This window comes from Lysinibacillus sp. RU7 (assembly GCF_057837305.1).
The window spans coordinates 50,626-62,562 of record NZ_JBYQFK010000010.1; the positions used below are offsets into that span (position 1 = coordinate 50,626).

16 protein-coding genes are annotated in these 11,937 nt (G+C 38.1%); all 16 read right to left on the bottom strand.

All coding sequences use genetic code 11. The annotated features are described in order from the left end of the window. Window positions 1-128: 128 nt before the first annotated feature. The 16 genes from AC3II9_RS09050 to AC3II9_RS09125 all read right to left on the bottom strand — a co-directional run bounded on the left by AC3II9_RS09050 (window position 129) and on the right by AC3II9_RS09125 (window position 11,926). Window positions 129-815, bottom strand: a complete 687-nt coding sequence (locus AC3II9_RS09050; RefSeq protein WP_489154992.1) for a peptidoglycan recognition protein family protein — start codon at window positions 813-815, stop codon at window positions 129-131. A 111-nt stretch (window positions 816-926) separates the two neighbouring features. After that, entirely contained in the window at window positions 927-1,220 is a 294-nt protein-coding gene (locus tag AC3II9_RS09055; protein WP_489154994.1) for a hypothetical protein, read from the bottom strand. Window positions 1,221-1,386: 166 nt separating this feature from the next. Next, window positions 1,387-1,902 (bottom strand): hypothetical protein, encoded by a 516-nt coding sequence (locus AC3II9_RS09060; protein WP_489154996.1) that lies wholly within the window; start codon window positions 1,900-1,902, stop codon window positions 1,387-1,389. Window positions 1,903-1,998: 96 nt separating this feature from the next. Next, window positions 1,999-2,136, bottom strand: coding sequence for an XkdX family protein (locus AC3II9_RS09065; RefSeq protein ID WP_489154998.1), 138 nt, complete (start codon window positions 2,134-2,136; stop codon window positions 1,999-2,001). Beyond that, window positions 2,136-2,351, bottom strand: coding sequence for a hypothetical protein (locus AC3II9_RS09070; protein WP_489155000.1), 216 nt, complete (start codon window positions 2,349-2,351; stop codon window positions 2,136-2,138). Before AC3II9_RS09070 ends, AC3II9_RS09065 begins: the two co-directional genes overlap by 1 nt. Beyond that, entirely contained in the window at window positions 2,351-3,724 is a 1,374-nt protein-coding gene (locus tag AC3II9_RS09075; protein ID WP_489155001.1) for a hypothetical protein, read from the bottom strand. The genes AC3II9_RS09070 and AC3II9_RS09075 overlap by 1 nt, the downstream gene beginning before the upstream one ends. A 1-nt stretch (window position 3,725) precedes the next feature. After that, a complete protein-coding gene (locus AC3II9_RS09080; protein ID WP_489155003.1) occupies window positions 3,726-4,334 on the bottom strand; it encodes a hypothetical protein in 609 nt (202 codons plus the stop codon). Continuing rightward, a complete protein-coding gene (locus tag AC3II9_RS09085) occupies window positions 4,334-4,651 on the bottom strand; it encodes a hypothetical protein (protein WP_489155005.1) in 318 nt (105 codons plus the stop codon). Before AC3II9_RS09085 ends, AC3II9_RS09080 begins: the two co-directional genes overlap by 1 nt. Beyond that, entirely contained in the window at window positions 4,652-5,395 is a 744-nt protein-coding gene (locus AC3II9_RS09090; RefSeq protein ID WP_489155007.1) for a putative phage tail protein, read from the bottom strand. Further along, window positions 5,388-6,488, bottom strand: coding sequence for a baseplate J/gp47 family protein (locus tag AC3II9_RS09095; RefSeq protein ID WP_489155009.1), 1,101 nt, complete (start codon window positions 6,486-6,488; stop codon window positions 5,388-5,390). Before AC3II9_RS09095 ends, AC3II9_RS09090 begins: the two co-directional genes overlap by 8 nt. Next, complete coding sequence (locus tag AC3II9_RS09100) at window positions 6,481-6,897, bottom strand: DUF2634 domain-containing protein (RefSeq protein WP_489155011.1); 417 nt, start codon at window positions 6,895-6,897, stop codon at window positions 6,481-6,483. The genes AC3II9_RS09095 and AC3II9_RS09100 overlap by 8 nt, the downstream gene beginning before the upstream one ends. Continuing rightward, complete coding sequence (locus tag AC3II9_RS09105) at window positions 6,891-7,331, bottom strand: DUF2577 domain-containing protein (protein ID WP_489155013.1); 441 nt, start codon at window positions 7,329-7,331, stop codon at window positions 6,891-6,893. The genes AC3II9_RS09100 and AC3II9_RS09105 overlap by 7 nt, the downstream gene beginning before the upstream one ends. Beyond that, window positions 7,331-8,287, bottom strand: a complete 957-nt coding sequence (locus AC3II9_RS09110) for an XkdQ/YqbQ family protein (RefSeq protein ID WP_489155015.1) — start codon at window positions 8,285-8,287, stop codon at window positions 7,331-7,333. Before AC3II9_RS09110 ends, AC3II9_RS09105 begins: the two co-directional genes overlap by 1 nt. Before the next feature lie 10 nt (window positions 8,288-8,297). Next, window positions 8,298-8,999 carry a LysM peptidoglycan-binding domain-containing protein gene (locus AC3II9_RS09115; protein WP_489155017.1) on the bottom strand — a complete coding sequence of 234 codons (702 nt, stop codon included), beginning with the start codon at window positions 8,997-8,999 and terminating at the stop codon, window positions 8,298-8,300. Further along, a complete protein-coding gene (locus AC3II9_RS09120) occupies window positions 8,996-11,509 on the bottom strand; it encodes a tape measure protein (RefSeq protein WP_489155019.1) in 2,514 nt (837 codons plus the stop codon). Before AC3II9_RS09120 ends, AC3II9_RS09115 begins: the two co-directional genes overlap by 4 nt. A gap of 54 nt (window positions 11,510-11,563) precedes the next feature. After that, complete coding sequence (locus AC3II9_RS09125; protein WP_489155021.1) at window positions 11,564-11,926, bottom strand: hypothetical protein; 363 nt, start codon at window positions 11,924-11,926, stop codon at window positions 11,564-11,566. Window positions 11,927-11,937 lie beyond the last annotated feature (11 nt).

An 11,937-nucleotide genomic window follows, 5' to 3' on the forward strand; every position in this document is an offset into this window, starting at 1 on the left:
AAGGCATTTTTACGTGTACCTTCACAAATTGTAGCTTCGCAGGCAACTTTGCAAAAAATTGATTTGTATATTGCAAAAGAAAAAACCCACTTTAAAGATTCTTTACAGTCTCTTTAAAGTGGGTTTCTTTAAATTATTGTCCTATTTATAACGGCAGCTTGATAACTTATTAATTGGATATCTGTATAGTTATCAATTTTGGAATCAGTATGAACAGTTTTATCAATAATCCCATTAATGCGTGCTCTTTTCAAAAGCGCTCTAATTTCCGCGCGACCTGTACTATTTAAAAATTGCATTACTAACGGCTCCTTTTCCATAGTTAGCTGCATATAATCTTCTACTTTCTTCAGAAACTGTTTCCAGGTAATTTGTTTTCCTGAACGCATTAACTCTGGACAATTTTTCTTACTATAATCATAATGCTGAACAACATCTTTAATTGTTAATTTTTCTTCCTTTAAAATTTGAGCTACTAACATTGCTGTATTTTCTACGGTCTGCATGTAATTCCCGTCAGAATTAACACACATTTCAATTTGTATAGCTTCTTTATTACCTTGCGTTTTCCCCGTAGCCCAACATGCAAATTCATGCTCGAATGATTGCACCGCCTCTTTATCATCGACCGTCCAATGCCAGGATGCTTGACGGCTATTTCCATTCGCCTGTAACCTAGCATGATTATCAGCTCGACTTCCAATCACTTTATTACCTGTTTCATGGATGCAAACCTTCTTTTTACTATTAACTTTTCCATATGTGACCTTATTTGCAATATCTAGTGGCACTAAGTATTTTCTTATTTTAAGCATTTTCTTAACATCCTCTCAAAATAATAGAAGGACACGCAATTGCTCACCCTTATGCGTTTCTAAATCGATTAGAATTATAAAAAGCACCCTCGGTTGAGAGTGCTTAATGATTTATAGTGTTTCACCGACCATTTCAAAGAGTGCTTCTAATGCTTCTGTTCCTAAGTAAAATTCACGCTCAAATGGTGCCATAGTCTTGAGAGGTTGATGTAATACACCTGTTGAAACTATTATTCCCCCATTGATACGGAGTTGATCACTTGTTATTTTATTACCTGTTAGTTTTTCCGCAATTTCATTAAAAACACTATCTCTAGTATGCTGATCATCGTACTTTATAACACGATGTACACCACCAGTAGTTTCCCTAGCATATTCAATATGAATTTGATACTCGCTATACATGATTTTTCACCTCACTTTAATATAAGGATACGATATAAGAGGCAGAAATCACTTAGTAAGTTTTTGCTACCTGTTGCTGCATAAAATAGAAGGATTATTGATTTATTACCCCGTTGACAACATGAAATGCGTTCCTATGGATTTTCTAGGCTCTTAACTAAGTATATTATCTATTTTGCTTCCTTTTCACGTACCACAATTCATTAAAAAGAAAATCTAAGCAGATTTTTGAGGTTTCATATACATCTTTACCTACTAAATGATTAGTATAATTTTTTATTTGAGCTTCAGATTGCTTAGTGAATTTTGGGTCGTCACCTGTAATTTCCATCCAATGTATTGTAATTTCCTCTATTTCAAAAGGAAATTCAACTCCCTCTTCCGTGAATTCAAATCCTCCTCTAGATTCATGCACCTTTGTTATACTCATATTATGTTTAAATGCATTGAAAGCACGACGAATACCAGATAAGATCGGAGCCATATTATAATCTTTTATATGTTGCCTATATTCTCTTTCGAAATTCTTCTTAAACCAGTCATCTGAAACACAAATCCATAACAACAGTTCTCCTATAGAGGAATAAACTTTCATTTCATGAAATTCCCTAATTGATTTAGAAAGACCTTCAAGTGATTTTCTAGCCATTTCTATGTTTCGTTCAATTCTACTTAATTCCAAATTTATCCCTCCCACCTAATATCATACTAAGAAAGAAGGGGATTTCCTCTAATAACTTTTTGACGTGAAAAATAACGCTATGCTACTGCATGCGCCTTAAAAGTCTTGCCCTGTGATTGTTTTGTACTCTTCAGATGAAATTTCTCCGTATGGATTTGCTTCTGTTTTTACTGCTAAACGTAATTGCTCAACTGTAACCCATTTTAATTTATAAGCCATTGCCCAGAATTCCATCAGGACGCGCCTCCTTTCAGTTGCATAATTTCAAGTTTCATTTGAGCTACTTGTGTGCCAAGTCCGTTGATAATTGCTTCTTTTTGCATATTAGCTAGTTTTTCTTGTGCTAATTGAGCGCCTAATGCCGTCACTTTTTCTTTTTCCGTAAGGCCACTAAATATTTTGGCTGGTGGCTTTAAGTTACCGAATTCATCTCTTTCACGAATTTCCATTAGTCAATCACCCCTATCAGTACATGAATTTTTTCGTCGGCTGTTAAAGATGAGCGCTGTAAGTCTAGTTGTAAAATAATGTGATCAACAGGTGTTGTATTTTCATAATGAAATTGGTCCTCAAACATACCAGGTACATTCGGCACTGGTGCTGGCTCTTCTTTTTTAATCATTGGCACAAAGTTTTCTGCTTCACCTGTCTGCGTCATGCTGATCGATGCAGATACTACTAGATTTTCATCACGCCGTACCCAGATAACAACGCCTGTTGCAGTACCGAGTGGAGGCAGGATTTTATAGCGTGCAGTTGATTTCAATTGTTCCGTTTTCACTTCATTCTTTTGAAGTTTTACAGTTCGGCTTGTCTTCGCTCCATAGCTATCAATGACCTCAACGACAATATTATTCAAACCGACTTTGAGCTGGCCAAGCTTTATTTTAAAATCGAAGTGACCACTTGTACCAGATGCGACTTGAACACTGTTGCCACCGTTTATACGATAAGAGACAGTCGTTGTATTGTTATCCAAATCGTTGTAAGAACCAGTAATCTCAATCTCATCACTGTCAATGATACCAGCTGTAACAGGTGGGTTAACAGTTAGTGATGGGGCTCGGTTTGGAACCACATAAAATGTACGTTCAACAATTGCTGAGGTACCACCTTGATCGTCTGTTGCCCAGACTTTTAGGGTATGAGCTACACCGTCTGTTAAGCCACTAGCAATAAGTATTTCACCGTCGTAAAGATTCCCTCCACGGAATGTTAATGTCTTACTAAACGCCTCTGCTGTTCCGTTGGAAACAAACGCTTTTATAGCCCGTACCGTGCCAGCATTAACTTGATAGCGTACTGTGACGCTGTTACCGTTATCTGCATCGGATGCTGTACCAGCAATATTAAGTGTGTCGTTTTCGTAAAATGTATTGCTATTTTGAGTATCTAGTTTTACTACTGGGTTATTATTAAACCAATCTATAGGAATACTTATAGGGATTGCTTGATAATTACCTGCGATACCAGTATCGACTCCAAACCCGTCAAAAACACCATTACTTGTTCTTCCCCCTTTTATAGTGAGCGCTACCTGGTCGGGAATTTTATTTTTATCTAAGTCAATAATAGGACCTAAGAAAACAGACGGATTGTTAGGGGAATCCGCAACTGTATATAATGTATAGGTTTTTTCTCCATTTTTATAATATAAAGCTGCATAAAAAGATGAAAAATGAACAGCCGTGTGATGATCTAAGCCTACACTTAATTTTAGCCGTACTTTTCCAGATGATACATAATCTAAGTACGCTTTAACTCTATCACTTCCTATATTTGTATATTTTAAAGGTATTGCTATACTAACAACAGTTGGCATCTCATACCACCTCCACTATCTCAACATTAAACGTCACAAACGGCGCGACATCTAATGTTTGACTTGTTGCATTAACTGTCGCTGTACTACGCGCTACTTTCGCGCCTTTACTGTAATCAGCTGTTAAAGCGGATACCGTAATTGTATTTGCTCCTGTATCAATGCTTTGAATCGTTACATGCTCATAGCTATCGGCGTCATAAATTGTCACTACCTGTAGCGCTTCGAACAATGAGGCGTTTGCTACTGGTATCACAGTATCAGCGCTTGTTACAGTAGCCGTTACATCCGTTTGTGCAGTCAATCGCTCAAGACGCGACAAACCATTACCGTCATCAAAGATATCGGCAAATGTACCGTTGTTGCCCGGTGCACGACCGTCAAGCTCCATTAAAGCCTGCATTTTTTCTATCTCTCGGTACATAAATCCAAGCAGCACATAAGCGTTGTAAATCCCCCACTCGATGTTATTGGCATACTCTGCCCAGAAAGTTGTGCCTTCTTCTAACACTTCACTCGTCACTGGGTCCACTAAGTCATCTTCCCATTGAGTGCGAGTATAAGGATTATTTTTGGGGTCGATTGGGATAGGTCCATTCATCAATGACATTAGCTTTTCACCTCAACTTTTTTCGAAACAATGTCTAATTCAAACGGGAACGATACGGCATAGCCTTGTGAGCCAATTGTGTGATTCATCGTTTTCACGTACCATTCGCGCCCCAAACTATCGACAAGCGCTACTCTCGTTACTGTCCCTCGTTCGGTCGTAAACTTCACATACTTACGCAAGCCATGCTTTCGGCTAACGTGCGATACTTCTTTTTCGTATGTGACACCATCGACAGTCACTTTGGCACTAACCGTATTGGCATCTAAAAAATCAATCATGTTATCAACTGCAATTTGTTGTAGCTCTGTAGCCATCTAAACACCTCCAGCACGAAAATGACCACATCGTTTACGGTTGATAACGAACGTGTAGCCATTGTCATTGATATTAATTTTTTCACTTGCAACTGCACCCGGACGAGTTTCGGTTTTAAAATGACCGGTAATCGGCGCATCGAATGGAAATGTATAACTTGGTTGCATTTGATATGGTGGTAATTTCCCAGCGTTTCCTGGACGAGAAGCTGTACGGAAGCGACCACAAACGCGCCCGTTGAATACCCAGCCGTATGTGCCTGTATTAATCCTAATTACTTCACGTATTATCCCTACCGCTAAAGTTATATCGATATTCAGTGGAACAATCCGTTCTAGTAATTTGTTGGTTTCATGATAATATTCACCATCAGCGTCAATCAAAGTTTCCATTTCAAAGTCATCAATTGATAAGTCAAGATGGAAGCGACCAGTACCCAAAAGAGTTTCAAGTACATGGTATAAATACTCGTAAACATATGGTGGTTTCGACTGCATATGTGTTAATATACGAGCCTTACGGAAATCCAAACTTTCACTTTTGGGATTCGCACGGATGGCAAAGTCACGCTCACGTATAGCAACTGCTGCTTCACTAGAAGTTAAAACGAATTGATCGTTTTCTAATAATTTAAACGCCTCATCTATCCGTGAATATCTATCACTGACAACATCATCAAGGACATTAAACTCATAAATCCCCTCATAGTAAGGTGGTACTGCGTTTAGAAACTCCCTACTCATTCAAAATCACCTGCCCGACAACAGGCAAATCATTTCGAACAACAACATTTGCATTTTCGCCATTTAAAAGGCTATTTGTTACATCCACCACACCTTCAACCTCTAGTATCCTAGCTTCCAGTTGTAATAGCCGAACAGTAATGTAACTGTCACCATTTCCTCCATTACCGACAGGCCATTGAGTGCGAAGATCATTAAAATAAGCAGCAACAATTTCGTTTACTTCTGCTTCGATTTGCCCAACCGTTACCTCATTTAAAATCAACGTTGTCTCAAAATCAATCGTAAATGTACTAGCAGCTTCCATTTTTACTGCATGACCTATTGGTGCAGTTCCATATCCATCACCTGTATATGGAAGTGGATCTACAATTTCTTGTGCTAACTCTACTAATTCTGCTGTTGGCTCATTAAATTCAGCATCAACAATAACAGCCTTTACCGTACCTCCACCCCATGGCGCACGATATAGACGTACTCCTCCTATGCCTTTGATTTGCATGATTTTCCGACGATAATCTGTGCGATTTCCTCCAAATGCAATATTTCGAATATGATCCAAATATTTTAAGTAAAGACTTTCATCTGACTCATCATCTTCGCCTGGTATAAGTACCTCAGCGAGAATAGCTTTACCTAGCTTATTATTTGCTTCCATTGGCAACATCTCACCGTAATCTTTATTACCAATAACACCAGCAGTTTGAGCCTCTATTTTGTATTCACCAGTGCTAATTTGTTCTATCACCTTGTAAACAAGTGAATCTAAGCGATACTGGCTTCCAATTTCCACAGCTAATGGTTGACTATCACCATCTGTAAATAAAGCACGACGTATTGCCTTTCCTGCTTTTTTACGTTCTACACCATGCTCGTTAACACGTTTTTCAAGGTCGATACCATCTGCAGTTACGGCAAATGTACGACGAAATAACACGGCCATATCCCAATATGTTTCAGCGAGCTTTAATGCCGTAGGTGCTAGGGCATCATAAATAATACTACCTTCAAGTTTATCTACATCGTCTGGTACTCTATCAAGCATTTCAGCCAAAATCACATCAAACGTTTGGGCTTCTAAATACTCAAGCAATACGCACCGCCTCCTTCAAGAGACTGACATCACCATAAATAGTGTGCGCAATAAAAGTCACTAAAACATCCTCTTTTGTTGTAAATTCAAGGCTGAAACTATCCAGTGAAGTTATTCGTTTATCCTGTAATAACGCTTCTTGAATACGCCTTCCTAAGTCACCACGTACATACAATTCATCGTAACCAATCATATTTTCAAAGCCGTAATTATCAGTATAAATAAGATGCTTATAACGAATCGTATTAAGCACTTTAAAAATCGCTTGTTCCATCGCTTTTTGTCCATCGATAAAACCACCACAACGACCTCTATTAAAATCTAAATGATAAGTACGAGTTGGTAATTGTGCAGCGTCTATCACTTCAATTTCTGGTGTAATCGTTACCGCTGTTGTCGGCACTACCATACCTTATCCCCCTCCTTATACCTATCTGACACATAATATTTCTGGCCACCCTGCACACGATGAAGCACAACTCTATCACCTTTTAGCAGACCATCTTCAAATAGAATGTTTGCAAATTTCATTTCGTATTCTTCGTATGGAGTAACATAACCAGTACCAATGTATCGGCGCTTCGAGCTAGTTTCATTTGTAGAATCACCAATCACAGCATCTTTATTGTGTACCTTTGGAAAATCATATCGAACAGTCATAATTCGTTCGTGCCTTGTGAGATGCTCAGCGACAAGCAAAAACTCATCCGTTAAGATGAGCTTCGAGTGTACTTCTATTTTCAATGGCTTGGATTCAATAACCGTACCCAAAATGATATTTACTGGATTGGAAGCTTGAAAGGCAGCCATTGCCGTTGTTTTTATTAAATCTAGTAAACTCATTAAACCACCTTCAATTCTAATGACATTGTGTGCACTTTTGGTGACCAATCATGTGTGCAAGTTTCCACCAAAAATAATTGTTTCAGCGCTAATTTCTCGATATAAATAAAGACCATCTTACCAGCACGCACTCGCCAATCACCTAAGCACTTCAAAGACAATTCTTTCTTCTCTTTGTTATGAACAGCAAGCAAAGCATCTAACAGGCTTTCCACTTGTGCAGGTGTCATATTTTCGTCTACCTTTTTGTAGTACTGTAACTGCCCCCATTTGGCAATATTGCCACTGTCCTGCGCAATAAATACCCTTCGTTTCGATGCCTCTTTATCATCGATAACTAATTTAATTCGGTTGTAAGCATCCTCAATTGAGACAGAATAATCAAAGTCATATAAAAGGCTTTCTTCGCCAATATAAAACTCTGTAGGTTGAATAACAAGCGAATTAATGTTGTGCAATCCAAGTGCTCCAAAATCATCCATAAAGACAAAACTTTGATTTGTAGCGACAATTGCCGAATCGATGTATTTCATAATGACATCTAAAGCTTTTTTATCCTCTTCAACCAATGCTGGCGCTACAAACCCCGTGCTTGCTGAATTACTCAGTGTAAGATTTGCTTGCCCACAAACACGAGCAATAGCTGATTCAGCTGGCATCGATGGAATGATGAAAGTATCGTTATACATTAAGTATTTCAGCTGATCGTAGGCCGTAACTTTAAATTCGCTGTTTTTACCAAAACCTGCTTTAAAAGAATAACCGTAAAAAACTTTATGAACATCATCCGTAACACGCACAATTGCACCGGAAACAACTTTATCTTTTAATGGATCTGGATTCAGCAAAGTAACATTTAATTCAGATGCTTTACCTGTTTTTTCTGTTTTCCAACTAACTGAGGTAACTGGCACTTCGTAAATATTTCCGTCACGATTATCGATTAGAACTTCCACACCTGTCACCTCACTTAGCTGTCCATTCTGGCGGTATTTTTACTTTCAAACCAATCGGTAGCTTACGTAATTCACTATCCTTAATACCATTTAACGATTGCAATGCTTTGTAGTTAGCTCCATTGCCAGTGTACTTCTGCGCGATTTTCCAAAGAGAATCACCTTTTACAAGGCTATACGTTTGCGGTACTGGCTTTGGATTTTCTCTAGGAGCTTCTTTTTTAACGACTTGTTCAACAGATTTTTTGTCTACAGATTGAACTGCAGTGGTTTTCTTTTTGACAAGTTCCATTTTCTTAAATCCAAAGGGTACGTATTTTTTAAATGAAATTGAATAATCAACATCAGCTGTACCAAACTGATCTTTTGCTTCAAAACTCTCAATCGTGACAAGGTCATTAATTGAAAATGAACCACCGACATAAATAAAGCGAATGACCGTTTCTTCAGCCATCCACTTAGTTATCTGATCAATATACTTTTTGGGTTCGACAAACTGTGTTTCGGCATAATGTGTATCAGTCGCTGGGAAATACGATGAAAATGCAATTTCAGGAAGTTGCATTGGTTTAGGCACATTAACGGAACCAGTTTTTGCAATCTTAAATTCCTCGCCATCAGCAGCTAATTTAAAAGGCAATTCAGGAGGGTTTACAGGAATACGAAAACCTTCCTTGTCATTTTTAGCACTCAGGTATATACCTGTCGTCATCCGTAAACCCCCTCTACTGAACGGTCTTGTTCATCTTTTAATTCCTGCGTGATTGCTTTTACGATATCATTTACGTCAACATCTTTATGGATATCACCAGTGAAGTAAATCTTCGGTTCACTTTTGTACGTGTTTGTAGTTTGAGATGATCTATATTGAGAAACAGAAACATTTTCCCTAATTTCCTTCGAAACACTCACTTCATCTCTCGATGAAGAATTCAATGATTGTGAAACAAAGTCATTTAGCTTTTCTGCATAACCACCGACATTGGATAAGTCACCAATCTTATTCAAAACTTTACTTAGCACACTACCTGCAGTGTCCTCAAACGTGTTGTTCACTTGTAAATTCGGTGTTAAAGAAACGATGTTATTAATCGCTTTACCTTCTGCGATGTCCTTAAATAATTCCAGATATTCATCTGCTAGATTGATCTTGTCCTCAATTTTACCGACCGTATCTAACTTACCACCCTTTAATTTCCCTTTATTAGGATCACCAGCTGCCGCTAAACCGGATTCAGATGGTGCTGTATTTACTACGTTATCCATCAAACTAGCTTTATCACTAAAAGGATTCTCTTTATTTTTATCATCCTTGCCTAGACCAGCTAAGCTCTTTGCCTTATCAACCAATCCACTTACTTTATCAGCTGCCTTCATTGTGCCATTATATGCCCATTCGTTAGCTGCATTAAAGGCATCAGGAATACTCATTAGTTCTGCTCTAGGTAGACTGACTACATTTCGATCACTCGTTGGTGCCTTCAAATTGGCTTTGAAGTTTTGCCAATGTTTTGTTACAACATTTGACTTACCAGTTTGTAGCTCACCGACCGTGCCAATATCAACACCTGGTATTTTATTGAGTAAATTAATCAAACCATTTACTGCCTTAATAGCAATATTTGCGCCTGCTACAAAAGCATTCCCTAATACCGTTGCCGCGCTATCAAAACTCCCTGCCATGGCAGACATATTATCTACTACCATCATGACTAAATCATAGAATAATTTCTTCACAGCATACACTGGATCAATGAAAAGGTTAATAAAGAATTCAGCAAATATCACTAATATGTTAGCTATATTAACGAAAATATTGGCGATAAATGCACCAAGCGCACCGAAAAGACCTGCAACAAAACCTACTACTGTTGCAGTTTGCTCACCCCACATCACCATAGCCATTACAACTAACGCAATCACAGCTATAATACCTATGAGTACCCATGTAATGGGACTCGATAGATAAGCAGCGTTTAAAACCCATTGCGCAGCTGCCCAAGCTAAAGTGGCTGCACGAATTAATCCTAATATTGTATATTTGGTTACCAGAATAGCTACTACAGCGCCTATAACCGTTCCCATTATTACAAGAATAGGTACCACCCATGCGGCGTTATTATACATAAATTGCCCCACCGCCCCAATGGTGTTGTACATCATTTCTAATGCATCAAATACAAGCGATAAGCCTGATACAAAGAGATTAATAAATACCATCGCATGTCCTGCCAGTACACCAAAGGCATTTGAGTTAACAAATTGTCTGAATCGAACAAACAACGGTTCAAATGCTCTTTGCGCCCAGTTATTAAATACTGTCATGGCATCTGCAAATGTAAGAGGCATATTATTAAATTTTTCTTCAATATCTTTAGCGGCACTAAATAAAGACGATTTGATAATATCAGCTGTAATAGTTCCTTCAGCACTCATCTTTTTAAGACCTTCCATACCAACCCCTGTTGCATCGGCAATTGCTTGTGCTAACATAGGTGCATTCTCCATGATAGACCTAAATTCATCACCCTGTAGTCGACCCGCTGCCATTGCCTGCGTCAATTGGTACATACCTGCTTGCTTTTCTTGTGTCGAAGCACCTGACACAGAGAATGATTTATTCATTAACTCTGTAAAACGAATAGCTTCATCATTACCTGAAAAAGCACCCTTAGCCAATAAGTTCAACTTTGCCACACTTGCAGCTGTATCATTATAAGAACTCAAACTACGCTGAGATGCTTTATAAATCTTCTCTTGTAATTCTGCCTGCGTTTGTAAGCCATCGTTAATGTTAGATAAACGAGCATTTGTATTTGAATAATTATCACTAGCTGTAATGAATTTATTGAATCCATTTGCTAGCCCTTGAATCGATAAGTACGTAGCTGCTAAGCCTATTAAACTACTCAGCAATCTACGTACACTACTGGTGGCTGTATCTGCTCCTGCACTAGCATTATTGAAACCATTCCTTAGACGTTCACCATTTCGTTGACCTTCACTGCCAGCTAATTGAGTACTTGCTTTTAATCTTTCTAAACTAGCACTGGCATTTTCAATATCTCGTCTAGCTCGTTGTAGGCTACGCATATCCATCCCTCGACTGGACTCAGTATGCATTTGCTCCATTACATGCATTACACTCTTCATGGATTTCATAATTTTTTGTAGAGTACCTGTCATGCGATCAGTTAACTCCAATGCTGTACGCACTGCCATAGTTCTCACTCACCTACTTACTAAGAGAAAATAAAAAGCACTCCTTAAGAGTGCCTAAAACATTTTTTGTATAAATAATTTATAAATTTTTTCATTAATTTCCACCAAACTTTTTTTTCCATCTTTAAATTCAATTGCTAAGATATGTGTACCTTTATTTTTAGCAGATAAACCTGCCAATAATCCCACTGGACCTAATAACGCTCCACCTACTAATCCACGAGCAACGCCGCTAACTGCACTTTTTCGGTGCTCTTCAGTAACCAATTCATAAGATTCTACAGTTTCTTTATTCAAAGGGAATTTTTTAGTAAAACCAGTAAATAAAAAGACCTCTTCCTTACTAAAAAAAGATTGCTGACCAGTCATTATATTTTTCCCTTCATAATCTCCTGCAATTACTTTATTCTGTGCCATAAATAACCCTC